The 16,557-nt window shown below is 59.6% G+C and carries 14 protein-coding genes; 6 read left to right on the top strand and 8 right to left on the bottom strand.

The features are described 5' to 3' along the window. Window positions 1-110 precede the first annotated feature (110 nt). Entirely contained in the window at window positions 111-770 is a 660-nt protein-coding gene (locus QSV77_RS12160) for a YggS family pyridoxal phosphate-dependent enzyme (RefSeq protein ID WP_302733651.1), read from the top strand. A gap of 61 nt (window positions 771-831) precedes the next feature. On the opposite strand, the gene QSV77_RS12155 is transcribed toward QSV77_RS12160, so the two are convergent. Continuing rightward, window positions 832-1,533 carry a DUF1013 domain-containing protein gene (locus QSV77_RS12155; protein ID WP_046799628.1) on the bottom strand — a complete coding sequence of 234 codons (702 nt, stop codon included), beginning with the start codon at window positions 1,531-1,533 and terminating at the stop codon, window positions 832-834. A gap of 235 nt (window positions 1,534-1,768) precedes the next feature. Here QSV77_RS12155 and acs point away from each other — a divergent pair, with 235 nt between their 5' ends. Further along, window positions 1,769-3,724, top strand: a complete 1,956-nt coding sequence (acs, locus tag QSV77_RS12150; RefSeq protein WP_269700996.1) for an acetate--CoA ligase — start codon at window positions 1,769-1,771, stop codon at window positions 3,722-3,724. 96 nt (window positions 3,725-3,820) lie between these two features. On the opposite strand, the gene QSV77_RS12145 is transcribed toward acs, so the two are convergent. From QSV77_RS12145 to QSV77_RS12120, 6 genes are all read right to left on the bottom strand, one after another. Further along, the gene (locus QSV77_RS12145; RefSeq protein WP_046799626.1) at window positions 3,821-4,828 is read right to left on the bottom strand and encodes a TRAP transporter substrate-binding protein; all 1,008 of its coding nucleotides are present in this window, start codon (window positions 4,826-4,828) and stop codon (window positions 3,821-3,823) included. 30 nt (window positions 4,829-4,858) lie between these two features. After that, a complete protein-coding gene (locus QSV77_RS12140; protein ID WP_269347228.1) occupies window positions 4,859-6,136 on the bottom strand; it encodes a TRAP transporter large permease in 1,278 nt (425 codons plus the stop codon). 4 nt (window positions 6,137-6,140) lie between these two features. Beyond that, window positions 6,141-6,671, bottom strand: coding sequence for a TRAP transporter small permease (locus tag QSV77_RS12135; RefSeq protein WP_142842195.1), 531 nt, complete (start codon window positions 6,669-6,671; stop codon window positions 6,141-6,143). A gap of 116 nt (window positions 6,672-6,787) precedes the next feature. Further along, window positions 6,788-7,948, bottom strand: coding sequence for a fumarylacetoacetate hydrolase family protein (locus QSV77_RS12130; protein WP_142842196.1), 1,161 nt, complete (start codon window positions 7,946-7,948; stop codon window positions 6,788-6,790). 209 nt (window positions 7,949-8,157) lie between these two features. Continuing rightward, entirely contained in the window at window positions 8,158-8,874 is a 717-nt protein-coding gene (locus QSV77_RS12125) for a FadR/GntR family transcriptional regulator (RefSeq protein ID WP_142842197.1), read from the bottom strand. Between the two features lie 117 nt (window positions 8,875-8,991). Continuing rightward, entirely contained in the window at window positions 8,992-10,437 is a 1,446-nt protein-coding gene (locus QSV77_RS12120) for an FAD-binding oxidoreductase (protein WP_302733650.1), read from the bottom strand. A 217-nt stretch (window positions 10,438-10,654) separates the two neighbouring features. Between QSV77_RS12120 and denD the strand changes: the two genes are divergently transcribed. The 4 genes from denD to QSV77_RS12100 all read left to right on the top strand — a co-directional run bounded on the left by denD (window position 10,655) and on the right by QSV77_RS12100 (window position 15,432). After that, entirely contained in the window at window positions 10,655-11,641 is a 987-nt protein-coding gene (gene denD, locus QSV77_RS12115) for a D-erythronate dehydrogenase (RefSeq protein ID WP_302733649.1), read from the top strand. After that, a complete protein-coding gene (locus tag QSV77_RS12110) occupies window positions 11,638-12,540 on the top strand; it encodes an NAD(P)-dependent oxidoreductase (RefSeq protein WP_302733648.1) in 903 nt (300 codons plus the stop codon). Before denD ends, QSV77_RS12110 begins: the two co-directional genes overlap by 4 nt. Before the next feature lie 9 nt (window positions 12,541-12,549). Beyond that, window positions 12,550-14,334 (top strand): IlvD/Edd family dehydratase, encoded by a 1,785-nt coding sequence (locus tag QSV77_RS12105; protein WP_269701012.1) that lies wholly within the window; start codon window positions 12,550-12,552, stop codon window positions 14,332-14,334. Between the two features lie 123 nt (window positions 14,335-14,457). Beyond that, a complete protein-coding gene (locus tag QSV77_RS12100) occupies window positions 14,458-15,432 on the top strand; it encodes a threonine/serine dehydratase (protein ID WP_302733646.1) in 975 nt (324 codons plus the stop codon). Window positions 15,433-15,447: 15 nt separating this feature from the next. Here the strand turns inward: QSV77_RS12100 and QSV77_RS12095 are convergent, their stop codons facing one another. Then, complete coding sequence (locus QSV77_RS12095) at window positions 15,448-16,551, bottom strand: NAD(P)/FAD-dependent oxidoreductase (RefSeq protein WP_302733645.1); 1,104 nt, start codon at window positions 16,549-16,551, stop codon at window positions 15,448-15,450. Window positions 16,552-16,557 lie beyond the last annotated feature (6 nt).

The following is a 16,557-nucleotide window of genomic DNA, read 5'->3' as shown; positions in this document are numbered from 1 at the left end:
ATTCGGGCGTTCAATCTTGGCCAGCATGCCTCAAATGGTGCTAAAGGCGCTTGGCATCAAGGTAATCGGCGTCTAGTTAGCGGTTCGAACGGTTTAAAAAAGGTCTTGTGATGGAAATCGAAGCACGTCTTGAAGATGTCAGGCAGCGCATTGCGGATGTTGCGGAAAAATCCGGTCGCAAGGCGGCGGATGTTACCCTGGTTGCTGTCTCGAAGACATTCGACGCGGAAGCGATCCAGCCCGTCATCGATGCCGGCCAGCGCGTGTTCGGGGAAAACCGCGTGCAGGAAGCACAGGGCAAGTGGCCTGCCCTCAAGGAGAAGACATCCGATATCGAGCTGCATCTGATCGGACCGCTGCAATCCAACAAGGCGGCCGATGCGGTGGCGCTGTTTGACGTCGTGCAGAGTATCGACCGGGAAAAGATCGCCCGCGCGCTTGCCGAAGAATGTGCCAGACAGGACCGCAGCCTGCGATTTTATGTGCAGGTCAACACCGGCCTCGAGCCGCAGAAGGCCGGCATCGACCCACGTGAAACCGTTGCCTTCGTGGCTTTTTGCCGCGACGAGTTGAAATTGCCGGTCGAGGGATTGATGTGCATTCCGCCGGCAGAAGAAAATCCCGGGCCGCATTTTGCGCTTCTGGCCAAGCTTGCCGGGCAATGCGGTCTTGAGAAGCTTTCCATGGGCATGTCCGGCGATTTTGAAACCGCCGTCGAGTTCGGCGCCACCAGCGTTCGGGTGGGCTCGGCGATCTTCGGCAGCCGGTAAAATCCTTAAAAATAAAAAACCCGGCGCTGCGGCCGGGTTTCAAATGTCGGAAAGACTTCGATCAGTATTGATCGTCCTCGTCTTCGTCCTTCGGTGCAGACTTCAGCGAGGAGAGCTTCTTGAACACGGCGTCGGCGTCGATCTGCTCTTCTTCCTCACGCTGGAAGTTGTAATCCAGACCTTCCGTTGCCGTTGCCGGCTGCAGCGTGTTGCCAAGCTCTTCGGCTGTTGGCAGCGGACGACCGCGCGAAGCGCGTTCGACTTCAAGATCAAGATCGATCTGGCTGCAGAGGCCGAGCGTTACCGGGTCCATCGGCGTCAGGTTGGCCGAGTTCCAATGGGTGCGGTCGCGAATCTGCTCGATGGTGGACTTGGTGGTGCCGACGAGACGCGAAATCTGCGCGTCCTTCAGTTCCGGATGGTTACGAACCAGCCAGAGAATGGCGTTCGGACGGTCCTGGCGCTTGGAAACCGGCGTGTAACGCGGGCCACGGCGCTTGGATTCCGGCACGCGCACCTTCGGCTCGGAAAGCTTGAGCTTGTGGTTGGGGTTGCCTTCGGCGCGGGCGATCTCGTCGCGGGAAAGCTGTCCCGTCGCGATCGGATCGAGACCCTTGATGCCCTGTGCGGCTTCACCGTCGGCAATCGCCTTGACTTCCAGCGGATGCAATTTGCAGAACGTGGCTATCTGGTCGAACGACAGCGCGGTGTTGTCAACCAGCCATACAGCAGTTGCCTTTGGCATGAGCAATTGTTGAGCCATAGATACAGTCCTTCTGTCCGTCCGCGCCGGTGTCGCGGGCGTGGTATCAACCACTGAATTTCCGGGATATGACGGCTCTATAGCCGCATTGCATCAGAATTGCAATTCTTTGCGAAACAAATGACCTTTGTCTAATTGCCGTGTGCATTTGAACTGCTATGAATTCAACACATGCCTGAGGTGGGAGTCTCAAGGCGCGCTCATAACAGGACATACTTGGTTTCAGGAGGAGTTTATGTCTGCCAAAATCTACCCGGTGCTCAAATCGGCGAAAGCCCGCACGCTCATCGACAATGAGCGGTACCAGAAATGGTATCAGGAGAGCGTCGAGGATCCGGAAAAATTCTGGGACAAGCACGGCCGGCGGATCGACTGGTTCAAGCCCTATACCAAGGTCAAGAACACCTCCTTCAAGGGACGTGTACCGATCAAGTGGTTCGAGGATGGCCTGACGAACGTCTCCTACAACTGTATCGACAGGCATCTGAAGACGCATGGCGAGCGCACGGCGATCATCTGGGAAGGCGACAATCCCTATATCGACAAGAAGATCACCTATAACCAGCTCTATGATTATGTCTGCCGTCTGGCCAATGTGCTGAAGAAGCACGGCGTCAAGAAGGGTGACCGCGTCACCATCTACATGCCGATGATCCCCGAGGCGGCCTATGCCATGCTCGCCTGCGCCCGCATCGGTGCCGTGCATTCCGTCGTTTTTGGCGGCTTCTCGCCGGAAGCGCTGGCCGGCCGTATCGTCGACTGCGAATCAACCTTCGTCATCACCTGCGATGAAGGCGTGCGCGGCGGCAAGCCGATCCCGCTCAAGGAAAACACCGACAAGGCGATCGATATTGCCGCCAAGCAATATGTCATCGTCAATAAGGTTCTTGTCGTGCGCCGCACCGGCGGCAAGACCGGATGGGCGCCGGGCCGCGATATCTGGTACCATCAGGAAATCGCCACGGTGAAACCGGATTGCCCGCCGGCGAAGATGCGGGCGGAAGATCCGCTGTTCATCCTCTACACATCAGGGTCCACCGGCAAGCCGAAGGGCGTTCTGCACACGACGGGTGGTTACCTCGTCTATACGTCGATGACGCATGAATATGTGTTCGACTACAAGGATGGCGAGGTCTTCTGGTGTACGGCCGATGTGGGCTGGGTTACCGGCCATTCCTACATCGTCTACGGGCCGCTTGCGAATTGCGCGACGACGCTGATGTTCGAAGGCGTTCCCAACTTCCCGGATCAGGGTCGTTTCTGGGAAGTCATCGACAAACACAAGGTCAATATCTTCTATACCGCACCGACGGCGCTCCGATCGCTGATGGGGGCGGGCGACCAGTTCGTCACGCGTTCGTCGCGCGACAGCCTGCGGCTGCTTGGAACGGTCGGCGAGCCGATCAATCCGGAAGCATGGGAGTGGTATTACCATGTGGTCGGCGAGGACAAGAGCCCGATCGTCGACACCTGGTGGCAGACGGAAACAGGTGGCATTCTGATATCGCCGTTGCCGGGTGCGACCGATCTGAAACCGGGTTCGGCGACACGGCCATTCTTCGGCGTGCAGCCGCAGCTTGTCGATGCTGAAGGCAATGTGCTGGAAGGGCCGGCCGACGGCAATCTCTGCATCACCGACAGCTGGCCGGGCCAGTCACGGTCGGTTTATGGCGATCACCAGCGCTTTGTCGATACGTACTTCTCGACCTACAAGGGCAAGTATTTCACTGGCGATGGCTGCCGGCGTGACGAGGACGGTTATTACTGGATCACCGGTCGTGTCGATGACGTGCTGAACGTCTCCGGCCACCGCCTCGGTACCGCCGAAGTTGAATCCGCGCTGGTGTCGCATCATCTCGTTTCGGAGGCGGCCGTGGTCGGTTATCCGCACCCCATCAAGGGACAGGGCATTTATTGCTATGTCACGCTGATGGCGGGGCAGAATGGCGATTATGCGCTGCGTGAAGAGCTGGTGAAGCATGTGCGCAACGAGATCGGGCCGGTTGCGACGCCGGACAAGATCCAGTTCGCGCCGGGCCTGCCCAAGACCCGCTCCGGCAAGATCATGCGTCGTATTCTGCGGAAGATCGCCGAGGACGATTTTGGTGCGCTCGGGGATACATCGACGCTTGCCGATCCGGCGGTGGTGGAAGACCTCATCGCCAACCGCCAGAACCGCACGGCGTCCTGATTTTCCGGAAAGGCTGCTTCGGCAGCCTTTTTCTTTCCGGAAACGAAAACACCCGGAAGCGAACTTCCGGGTGTTTCTTATTCAATACAGACAGGCTTACTGGCCGCGGATTTTCTTCAGGTCGGCCAGAACGGCGTCAACAACGTCCGCACCGATTTCAGCCTTGTGCTTTTCGTAAACGACCATCGACTTCTCGCGGATACGCGCCTGCTCTTCCGGAGACAGCGAGTTGACCTCGAGACCGGCAGCCTTGATCTTTTCCAGCGACTTCTGGTTCAGTTCGCGGATGACCTTGCGCTCTTCGTCGCGGCCGACAACTGCGCATTCACGCAGGGCCGTCTGCTCTTCGGGCGTGTAGCTGTCGAAGATCGGCTTGGAGAAGAGGAAGAGGAACGGCGTGTAAGCGTGGTTCGTCTCGGTGATGTACTTCTGCACCTCGTAGAACTTGGAGGTGTCGATTGTCACATAGGGGTTTTCCTGCGCGTCGATCGCGTTGGTTTCAAGGGCCGAGAAGACTTCGCCGAAAGCCATCGGCGTCGCGTTGGCGCCGAGGTTCTGGAAGGTGTCGAGGAAGATGTTGTTCTGCATCACGCGGACCTTGAGGCCCGAGAAATCTTCCCACTTGTTTACGGCATGCTTGGAGTTCGACAGGTTGCGGAAGCCGTTTTCCCAGTAGGCCAGGTTTACGAGGCCCTGTTCTTCCAGCTTCTTGTTCATCATGTCGCCAAAAGCGCCGTCCATGACTGCGTCAGCTTCCTTGTCGTTCGCAAAGAGGAACGGCAGGTCGAAAACGCCGAGCGACGGGATGAGACCGACGAGCGGCGACGAGGACGTCACGACGGCTTCCTGGACGCCGGAGCGCAGGGCCTGCGTTGCCTGAAGGTCACCGCCGAGAGCGCCGCCCCAGAATGCCGTCAGCTTCAGCTTGCCGCCCGACTTGTCGTCGAGGCAGGCCTGCATGGCCTTGATGCCGTTGCCGACCGGGTGATCCTGGTTGATGCCGTTCGAAACGCGGATGTTACGGCTGTTGAATTCGGCCATTGCCGGAGCAGCGGCGCCTACGGCGAAAGCGATGGCCGTGGTGGTCAGAAGAAGCTTTCTCATAATATCCTCCCTTGGATTGTGTTCGAGAAATTAACGAAGGTACTGCAACGGAACCATGACGATGTCGGGGAAAATCACCAGCAGCGCCAGGACGATGGTTTCGGCAACGAGGAACGGCCAGACGCCGATCGTGACCTTGCCGAGCGGGATGCGACCGACGCCGCTGACGACGTTGAGAACCACGCCGACAGGAGGGGTAATCAGGCCGATGGCATTGTTGATGATGAAGAGAACGCCGAAATAGACCGGGTCGATGCCCGCCTGCTTGATGATGGGCATCAGAACAGGCGTGAGGATCAGGATGGTCGGCGTCAGGTCGAGCGCGGTGCCGACGATGAAGACCAGCACCATGATGACGACCATCAGCAGCATCGGACGATCGATCAGCGGCTCGATATAGCTTGCGACTTCGTTCGGAATGTTCGCTGCCGTGATGAGCCATGCGGAGACGAGCGCTGCGCAGACGAGGAACATGATGATCGAGGTGCTCTTGGCGGCGCGTAGGAGCACGTGGAAGAGATCCGCCGGCTTCAGTTCGCGGTAGATCACCATGCCGACGAAAAGCGCGTAAGCGGCTGCCACGACGGCGGCTTCCGTCGGCGTCATGATGCCGGCCTTGATGCCGCCCAGAATGATGACGGGCATGCCCAGCGCCCAGCCGGCACGCGCGGTGGCGACGAGACGTTCCTTGGCGGTGGTTTTCGGCAGCGGCTTGATGTTGTCCTTGCGCACCACGATCAGCCAGGCGACGATCAGCGAAATGCCCATCAGAATGCCGGGAACGATACCTGCAAGGAACAGCTGGGTAATCGAGACGTTTGCGGCGACACCGAAAACGATGAAGGCCATGGACGGCGGAATGACCGGGGCGATGATGCCGCCTGCGGCGATGAGGCCACCGGAGCGCGGAATATTGTAACCGGCCTTCGCCATCATCGGGATGAGGATTGCGGCGAGAGCTGCGGTATCAGCTGCTGCCGAGCCGGAGATGCTGGCCATGATGATGGCTGCGACGATGGCAACGATGCCGAGGCCGCCCCTGATATGGCCGACGCAGGCAATGGCGAAATCAATGATGCGGCGCGACAGGCCGCCGGAATTCATCAGTTCGCCAGCCAGAATGAAGAAGGGAATGGCGAGCAGCGTGAAGGTGTCGGCGCCTGAAATCATGTTCTGGGCGATGATCGCGGTGTTGAACATGCCCATGTACCACATGAGCACGACGCCGCAGAACATCAGCGAGAAAGCGACGGGAACGCCAATCGCCATGGCTCCCAGAAGAGAGCCGATAAAAACGAGAAGGGTCATGGTATCAGCGCTCCGAAAGCTGTTCGATCGTCAGGTTCTCGCCCGCAAACTGGGCGATTTCGTCTTCTGTGACGCGGCCCGTCAAAAGACGGTACAGGCGTTCCAGTGCGATGATGAACATCAGGCCGCCGGTGAACATGCCGATGCCATAGACCCAGATCATCGACAGCTTGGTAACCGGTGCATGCATGCTGGCGTTGATGCCGGACTGCTTCCAGGTTCCCCAGAAGAAGATGGCGGAACAGGCCAGAATGATGATGTTCGACGCGATCATGCAGACGATGCGGGCACGGCGGGAGAGGAACATCACGAGCGTTTCGATACCCATGTGGCTATTCTCACGAAATGTCAGCACCGCGCCGATGAAGGTCAGCCAGACGAAGAAATAACGCGACAGCTCTTCCGAGACGTTGATGCCGGAATTCATCGTGTAACGCATGACGACGTTGACGAAGACCATGATCGACATGCCGGCGAGCAGCAGGACGAGAATGATTTCGAGAATCCGGTAAAAGAGATTGATGGTCTTTGGCATTTTCCCCTCCCGAAGAAACATCTGGAGCATTTTCGGCGAAGGATCGCCGTCAATGCGCCACCTATTGGTTTTCGCAATTCCCGACGCAAAACCGCGATGCGGTTTTGCTGAATTGCTTAGAGCAACCCGCGTTTCGCCAGGTTGCGCATCAGGGCCACGGTGCCGAATGTCCATTCAGGGCATTCATCAGTCGTCGTGACCCAGTTGATCAACTTGCCGAGCTTGGGCGTGGAGATTTCGACACGGTCGCCCTTGGCATGGGTGAAGCCGAGACCCGGGCCATGGCGGTCCTTGACCGGCGCGAACATCGTGCCAAGGAAAAAGACGGCGCCATCTGGATATTGATGGTTGCGGTTCAAGAGCTGGGACGCGAGGTTTTCCGGCGTGCGGCTGATTGCCTGCATCGCGCTGACGCCCGTCATGGTGAAACCGTCTTCACCTTCGACCAGAAGCGAGATCTGCGACTGCTTCACGTCTTCAATTGTGAAGTTGCCGTCGAACAGGCGGATGAAAGGCCCGATCGCGCAGGAAGCGTTGTTGTCCTTCGCCTTGCTGAGGAGCAGGGCGGAGCGGCCTTCGAAATCGCGCAGGTTGACATCGTTGCCGAGGGTTGCGCCGACAATGCGGCCGTCGGAGGCGATGGCGAGCACCACTTCCGGCTCCGGGTTGTTCCATTGCGATTTCGGGTGAACGCCGATCAGTGCGCCGCAGCCGACCGAGGCCATGGCCTGCGCCTTGGAGAATATTTCCGCATCCGGGCCGATACCCACTTCCAGATATTGCGACCAGAGGCCCATTTCCTGGAGCAGTTTCTTGACTTCCGCGGCCTTTTCGGAGCCGGCCTCAAGTCCCCGCAGATTGTCGCCGAGAACCGGCGCCAGCCGTCCGCGGATTTCCTGCGCGCGAAGTGGGTCACCCTTGGCCTGCTCTTCGATCACGCGTTCCAGCATGCTGTCGGCGAAGGTGACGCCGGCGGCCTTGACGGCCTGAATGTCGTTGGGCGCAAGAAGTTCGCCGGCGGAGCCGTCCAGAAAAGCTTCGAACGCACCGAGCGCCACGAACGTACCGGTGTCGGCAAGCCGCGCCACCAGATCCGTCTTTTCCAGAAGTTCCGACATGGTAGGGGAGATGGAGGTGAGGTCATAAAGCACGCCGCCCTTGAGCAGGACGGGGCAGGGGCCGCCTTCGCTTTTCGACCAGACGCGGCCGACGAGCAAAGCGTTTTCATAATCCTCAGGCAAAATTGCGGTAGCGTCGATGGACCTTGCGCCGGTCATATATGTCCTCCCCTTTCAGCCTTCCGACAGGCCGCCTCCTGCGGTCTTATTGTCTGGATGTCTGACAACCTAATCTTATTCTTCTTAGTATGACTTTTCCAACGAGTCTAGCGGTCTCGCCGACAAAATTATCGTCTTTTGTTGCTGGATATCCGCAAAGCCTGGAAACCTGTCCTATAGCTTTACGGTTCACGCATTTATTCTTCTCTTCAGAAGATATCCAGTTCGAGATTGACCCGGCTTGCGGCACCGATCAGGTGCTTGCGCATGGCGTTTTTGGCGGCAGTTGCATCGGCCTTCTCGACGGCTTCATAGATTGCCACATGTTCGGCGATGGTCACCTCGAGAATCTCACCAAAAACCGCGCGGGAGAAGGCGATGTTGATGGCCGAGCTGATGCGTTCCGCGATGAAGCCGAGGAACATCAGGAAATATTCGTTCTGGGTTGCCTCCGCCAGAATGCGGTGAAAATCGAGATCGGCGGCAACGCCTTCCGTCGACCAGTCGTCAGCGGTCTTCATCTTTTCCAGCGCCGCCGCCAGCCGCGCCAGCTGCTGCGGGCTGCGGTGCAATGCTGCGAGCCCTGCCGCCTCGATTTCGAGCGGCATGCGAAGCTGGAAGAGATCGCGGAAGTTCTCCGGGTCGTTGAGACGGGAGCGCTCAATGCGGATGGACAGCCTCTGCCGGGGATCGGTGACGAATGCACCCACGCCCTGGCGGGTTTCGACGAAACCTTCATTGCGCAACTGCGCGATCGCTTCGCGAATGACCGAGCGGCTGACGCCGAAGGTTTTCGCCAGAACATGTTCCGTCGGCAGCCTGTCTCCCGGCCCGAGCTTCGAATCATTGATCTCGCGTGCGATCTCTGCGGCGATCCGGCCGGGCAGATGGTCGTTGCGATGTATCTGATTGAACTCCAGCGTCATGATTGCTCCCGTTCCGCAGAAACGATTGGTTCATTTTACCCGCTGCAGGCGACTTCCTCCTTCGCCGTCAGCGGGTTTTAAAGGGCGGCGAATTCAGCCGCCCTCGCCGTTCTTCGATTAGCTATCCGGTTGCAGGCTTATCTGGCAACCGGGATTCATCCGCAAATCGGGGTCGAAGGCATTTTTCAAACCCATGATCATCCGGCGCTGCACATCCGATAGCCGGCTTTCGAAATCGGAGCGTTTCAGGCGGCCGATGCCGTGCTCGGCGCTGATGCTGCCGACGTAACGGTCAAGGACCTCGTTAACGAGTGTCTTGGACTTGTAGATGAACGCCTCACGCTCCTCCGGTGTCGCACCATTGGGCGGCAAGACGTTGAGATGGACGTTGCCGTCGCCGACATGGCCATAGGAAACAGCAAGGCATTCCGGCAGTTTTTCCGCAAGTTCGGCTTCCGCCTCGGCCACGAAAGCCGAAAGTCTCGAAAGCGGCACCGAAATGTCGGTACGCATATGGCTGCCGCGCAGCGCCTGACCCTCGTTCATGCCCTCACGGAACAGCCACAACGACTGCGCCTGCGCCCGCGAGGAGGCGATGACGCCGTCCAGTACCAGACCGTCTTCCATGACGCCCTCAAGGAAGCGGCCCATCAGATCGGCGGTATCCACCAGACCGGAGCCAGAAATTTCCATCAGCACATAGGCCGGGTAATCGCCGGCGATCGGCATCTTGAGGTCGGGGATTGCCTCGATCGCCAGCGTGAAGGCCACCGGCGGCATGAATTCGAAGGCGGACATCAGGTCGCAGCATTCGCGGCGGGCGCGGCGGTAAAGCTTGATGGCATCGTCAAGCGAATTGAGGCCGAGCAGTGCCGTCTCGACATGTTCAGGATTGGGGTAAAGCTTGACGGCAACGGCGGTGATGATGCCGAGCGTTCCTTCCGCGCCGATGAAAAGCTGCTTCAGGTCAATGCCGCGATTGTCCTTGCGCAGCGTCGACAGGCCGTTCCAGATGGTGCCATCCGGCAGGACGACTTCGAGACCCAGAACCAGCTCGCGGGTCATGCCGTAACGCAGGACATTGATGCCACCGGCATTGGTTGAAACGTTGCCGCCGATGCGGCAGCTGCCCTGCGCGCCGAGCGACAGCGGGAAAAACATGCCCTTGTCTTCAACCGCATCCTTGAATTCCGAGAGAATGCAGCCGGCTTCCACGACGGCCGAAAAATCGTCGCTGTCTATGGTGCGGATAGCGTTCATGCGCTCGAGGCTCAGCACGACCTGATGTTTCGGGGCATCGGGAATGCCGCCGAGCACCAGCCCGGTATTACCGCCCTGGGGGATGATGGCGAGGCCGAGTTCGGCGCAGGCGCGCACCGTGTCGGACACTTCCTGCGTAGAACGAGGGCGGATGACGGCCACGGCCGAACTGGTGACATCACCGTGCCAGTCGCGGCAATAGCGCAGCATGTCTTCCTGCGATGTCAGCAGCAGGGCTTCGCCAAGCCTGTTCTTCAGCGAGAACCGCAATTCCTCGATATCGTGTTCACTCACGATCGTCATTCCACCCTCTCCGTCCAATCCGCCCTAAAATATGAAGGCAAGGGTTTGTGGCCTTGCTTTTGCCGGCGCCCCTGCTTTTGTTAGTTTGTGAAAAAATACTATTTTCAATCGGATCATATAAGGTTATCAGACAACCTTACAAGCTAATTTATCGGTCCATCGGCCGATGATGTTTTTTCGGTCTCGGGAGAATGACCGGGACACAGAGGAGGAAGACATGCATATCGCAATCATCGGCGCCGCAGGCATGGTTGGCCGCAAGCTGACGCAGCGTCTCGTGAAAGATGGATCGCTGGGTGGCAAGCCGATCGAGAAATTCACGCTTATCGACGTTTTCCAGCCAGAAGCGCCCGCCGGTTTTTCCGGTGCTGTCGATGCGCGCGCAGCTGATCTCTCCGCTCCGGGTGAAGCTGAAAAGCTGGTAGATGCCCGTCCGGATGCCATCTTCCATCTCGCCGCCATCGTGTCGGGCGAAGCCGAACTCGATTTTGACAAGGGCTACCGTATCAATCTCGACGGCACCCGTTATCTCTTCGATGCCATCCGCATTGCCAACGGCAAGGATGGTTACAAGCCGCGCGTCGTCTTCACCTCATCGATCGCCGTGTTTGGTGCGCCGCTTCCCTATCCGATCCCGGATGAATTTCACACCACGCCGCTGACAAGCTATGGCACGCAGAAAGCAATCTGCGAGCTGCTGCTGTCCGATTACAGCCGTCGCGGGTTCTTCGACGGTATCGGCATCCGTCTTCCCACCATTTGCATCCGCCCCGGCAAGCCGAATGCGGCCGCCTCCGGCTTCTTCTCCAATATCCTGCGTGAGCCGCTGGTCGGCCAGAAAGCGGTTCTGCCGGTGCCGGAAAGCATTCGCCACTGGCACGCCTCGCCGCGTTCCGCCGTCGGTTTCCTTCTTCATGGTGCGACGATCGACGTCGAAAAGGTCGGTCCGCGCCGCAACCTGTCGATGCCCGGCCTCAGCGCCACTGTTGGCGAACAGATTGAGGCGCTGCGCAAGGTGGCTGGCGAAAAGGCCGTCGCCCTGATCCGCCGCGAGCCGAATGAGATGATCATGCGCATGTGCGAGGGTTGGGCACCAGGCTTTGAGGCCAAGCGCGCCCGCGAGCTGGGCTTCACCGCTGAAAGCTCTTTCGAAGAGATCATTCAGGTGCATATCGAAGACGAACTGGGAGGTTCATTGAAATGAGTGTCGGTCGGGAGGAGAAAAAGCGGTCGGTTGCCTTTATCGGCACGGGCCTGATGGGTGGGCCGATGGCCCGGCGTCTGCTGGGTGCGGGCTTTTCGGTTTCGGTCTGGAACCGCAGTGTTGATAAGGCGCAGGCTCTCGTTGTCGATGGTGCGGTTGTTGCGGCATCGCCCGCTGAGGCCGCCAAAGGCGCCGACATCGTCATCACCATGTTGAGCGATGGCAAGGCCGTGGGTGAGGTGCTGTTCGAGAATGGGGTTGCCGAAGCGCTCGAAAAGGGTGCTATCGTAATCGACAGCAGCTCGATTGCGCCGCCGATCGCACGCGAGCATTCCTCGCGGCTTGAGGCGCTTGGCATTCATCACGTCGATGCGCCGGTCTCCGGCGGTGTTCCGGGCGCGACGGCCGGCACGCTTGCCATCATGGCTGGCGGTGACGAGGCTCTGGTCGCCGGTCTTGCGGATGTCTTTGCGCCGATGGGCCGGCTGACCTATGTCGGTCCCTCAGGTGCTGGCCAGCTCTGCAAACTCGCCAACCAGCAGATCGTCGCCATCACCATCGGCGCTGTTGCCGAGGCGATGATGCTGGTGGAAGCGGGTGGCGCATCCCGGGAAGGTTTCCGCAATGCCATCCGCGGTGGTTTTGCCGAAAGCCGGATTCTGGAGCTGCATGGCGAACGCATGGTGAAGCGTAATTTCGTGCCGGGCGGCCCATCCAAGTTCCAGCTCAAAGATCTGAACGGCGTGCTGGCAATGGCGAAGGATATGTCGCTCACATTGCCGCTGACCCAGCAGGTGACGCGGGAATTCGACGACTTCGTCGGCGATGGCGGAGCCGATATCGACCATAGCGGCATCCTGATTTACCTCGAAAAACTCAACAACCGGGAACAGGGCTGAGGCGATCTGATGAGCGACGACAAGGCACCCATGCGCCGCCTGCGATCCCAGGACTGGTTCGACAATCCAGACCATCTCGACATGACGGCGCTCTATCTGGAGCGCTTCATGAATTACGGCGTGACGCCGGAAGAGCTGCGTTCCGGCAAACCGGTCATCGGTATTGCCCAGAGCGGTAGCGATCTGACGCCGTGCAACCGCGTCCATGTGGAACTGGTCAAACGGGTGCGCGATGGTATCCGTGATGCGGGCGGTATTCCCATCGAGTTTCCGACCCATCCGATGTTTGAAAACTGCAAGCGCCCTACGGCGGCGCTTGACCGCAATCTTGCCTATCTCAGCCTTGTGGAAGTGCTTTACGGTTATCCGCTCGATGGCGTCGTTCTGACGACGGGCTGCGACAAGACCACGCCTTCGGCGCTGATGGCGGCAAGCACGGTGGATATCCCGGCCATTGTGCTTTCCGGTGGGCCGATGCTCGACGGTTATCATGACGGTGATCTGGTTGGTTCCGGCACCGTCATCTGGCGTATGCGCCGCAAATATGGTGCAGGTGAAATCACCCGCGAGGAATTCCTGCAGGCAGCGCTGGAATCAGCCCCGTCGGTCGGCCATTGCAACACCATGGGCACGGCGTCCACCATGAACGCCATGGCGGAAGCGCTCGGCATGTCGCTCACCGGCTGCGGTGCTATCCCGGCCGCTTATCGCGAGCGCGGCCAGATGGCCTATCGCACTGGTCGCCGCGCGGTGGAACTGGTTGTCGAGAATATCAAGCCCTCCGATATCATGACGCGTCAGGCGTTTTTGAACGCGATCCGCGTCAACTCGGCAATTGGCGGCTCGACCAATGCCCAGCCGCATCTTGCGGCGATGGCGAAACATGCGGGCGTCGAGCTGCGCGAGGAGGACTGGCAAGTCCACGGTTACGACATTCCGCTCATTGCCAATGTTCAGCCGGCCGGCAAATGGCTGGGCGAGAAATATCACCGCGCCGGCGGCACGCCTGCCATCATGTGGGAGCTTCTGCAGGCCGGCAAGCTTGACGGAAACTGTCCGACGGTTACCGGCAAGACCATGGCGGAAAATCTGGAAGGTCGGGAATCGACCGACCGCGACGTGATCCTGCCCTATGACAAGCCGCTGAAAGAACGTGCCGGTTTCCTCGTTCTCAAAGGCAATCTCTTCGATTTCGCCATCATGAAGACAAGCGTGATCTCGGCGGAATTCCGGCAGCGCTATCTGAGCGAGCCGGGCCGCGAGGGGATTTTCGAGGGAAAATGTGTGGTTTTCGATGGTTCGGAAGACTATCACGCCCGTATCAACGATCCGTCCCTTGGTATCGACGAGCGCACCATCCTCGTCATTCGCGGAGCCGGTCCGCTCGGCTGGCCGGGGTCGGCTGAGGTCGTCAACATGCAGCCGCCGGACGCGCTGTTGAAAAAAGGCATCACCAGCCTGCCGACAATCGGTGACGGCCGGCAATCGGGAACGGCGGACAGCCCGTCGATCCTCAATGCCTCGCCGGAAAGTGCAGCCGGTGGCGGGCTGGCCTGGCTTCGCACCGGCGACGTGATCCGCATCGACTTTAATGAAGGTGCATGCAACGCGCTGGTGCCGGACGCAGAGCTTGAAGCGCGCAAGGCTGACGGCATTCCGGCGGTGCCGGCGGATGCGACGCCCTGGCAGCGCATCTACCGTCAATCGGTGACGCAGCTTTCGGATGGCGCTGTTCTGGATGGGGCTGCGGATTTCCGAAGGATTGCCGAGAAGATGCCCCGGCACAATCACTGATTGGCACTGATAAGAGATGATGAAAATCCCCGGCGACGACCGGGGATTTTTCTTTTCCGGACGGTTTCACAATTGATTGCGACCTCCTAATGTACCTGCAAATCCGCATCACAGGAGCAGGGCATGACAGATATTTCCATGATCGAGGCGGCGCGTCAGCGTATCGGAAGCCAGGCGGTGCGGACACCGCTGCTGTCATCGCCGTTTCTGGATGAGATTGCCGGGCGAAAGCTATTCGTAAAGGCCGAGTGCCTGCAAAGGACGGGTTCCTTCAAGTTTCGCGGCGGCTGGTCAGCTGTCTCCGGCCTGCCTGCCGAGGTGCGTGCCAAGGGCGTGCTTGCTTTTTCTTCGGGTAACCATGCGCAGGGTGTAGCGCTTGCCGCCCGCCTGCATGGTGTTCCCGCCGTCATCATCATGCCCTCCGACGCGCCGAAGATCAAAATCGACAATACCCGCGCCTATGGTGCGGAGGTGGTGCTTTATGACCGGGCCAACGAAGATCGAGACGCCATCGGCGACCGGCTGTCGCGCGACCGTGGGCTGACGCTGATCAGGCCTTACGACGAACCCCTGGTCATCGCCGGGCAGGGCACGGTGGGGCTGGAGATTGCTGAACAGGGTGCGGAGCTGGGGATCGGTGCGGCCGAGGTTCTGGTGCCCTGCGGCGGCGGCGGTCTCACCTCGGGTATCTCGCTCGCACTTGCCGCGAAAGCACCGAACTACAAGGTCAGGACTTCAGAACCGGAGCGGTTCGACGACGTGGCGCGCTCCCTTGCCGCGGGTAAGATAGAGCGCAACGCCAAGACCTCGGGTTCGATCTGCGACGCGATCGTCACGCCGCAACCCGGTAACATCACCTTCCCGATCATGGCCGGGCTCTGCGGAAAAGGCATTGCCGTGACCGATGAGGAAGCGCTGCGGGCCGCGGTCCTTGCCTTCAACCGGTTGAAGATCGTCGTTGAACCCGGCGGGGCGGTGGCTCTTGCCGGGGCGCTTTTCCATGGCGGTGAACTGGAGAATGAAACGGTGATTGCGGTTGCATCCGGCGGCAATGTCGATCCCGGGATCATGGCGGACGCGCTGTCGCGTTTTGGCTGAGGCGGCTCGCTGAGATTAATCGCTGAGCCGTTCCGCAATGTCTGCGGCAATCGCCAGTGAGGCAGTCAGGCCGGGGCTTTCTATGCCAAAAAGATTGACGAGGCCGGCAAGTCCGTGGGTCTCCGGCCCGTCGATGCGAAAATCCATGGCGGGTTCGTCCGGTCCGGAAATCTTTGGCCGGATGCCGGAATAGGCGGGTACCAAGGCATTCTCCGGAAGGCCCGGCCAGTAACGCCGTATGGCATCGCCGAAACCCTCCATGCGGCGGGGATTGACGGCGTAATCGATGGTTTCGACCCATTCCACGTCAGGGCCGAACCGGGCCTGACCGGCGAGATCGAGCGTGAGGTGCACGCCGAGGCCGTGGGTATGCGGTGCGGGATAGATGAGCCGTGAAAACGGCGACTTGCCTGTCAGCGAAAAATAGCTGCCTTTGGCGAAACGTGCCTGAGGGATCGCTTGTGCCGGCAGGCCCTCGATCTTTTTTGCCACCATCGGTGCGAAGAGGCCGGCGGAATTGATGAGCAGGCGGCATGTCAGGCTCATCGGCTCTTTGCCGCCGACATGAATCCGGAACCCTCCGCTGATTGCGTGCGCCCTTTCGAAGGGTGCGTTGAAGGCAAGGGCGGCGCCATGGTCTTCCGCTTCACCGAGCAACGCCAGCATATAGCCGTGGCTGTCGATGATGCCGGTTGAAGGTGAAAGCAGGGCTGCCCTGCAGGCGAGAGCGGGCTCAAGCGAAAGCGCCTGCCTTTCATCGATCAGCTCCAGGTCTTCGCAGCCGTTGGCTTCACCCTTGTCCTTGAGCCCCGCCAGCAGGGCGGTTTCAGCTTCATTCGCCGCCGCGATGAGTTTGCCGCAGCGGCGATGCGAAACACCGTGGCTCTGGCAGAAGGCATAGAGACGCGCCTTGCCCTCCACGCAGAGCCGGGCCTTGAGGCTTCCGGCCGGATAATACAGCCCGGCGTGAATGACCTCGCTGTTGCGGGAAGAGGTCGCGGAGCCGAATTCCCTTTCGCTCTCGAGGATGATGACAGAAAGGCCGCGCATCGACAGTTCACGGGCCGTCGCCAGCCCGATTACACCTGCCCCGATGATGATGGCGTCGATATCCATCATGTCTCC

This window comes from Agrobacterium sp. V1, from assembly GCF_030518355.1.
In the GTDB taxonomy this organism is placed as follows: domain Bacteria; phylum Pseudomonadota; class Alphaproteobacteria; order Rhizobiales; family Rhizobiaceae; genus Agrobacterium; species Agrobacterium cucumeris.
This window is presented reverse-complemented; position numbering and strand designations above follow the sequence as displayed.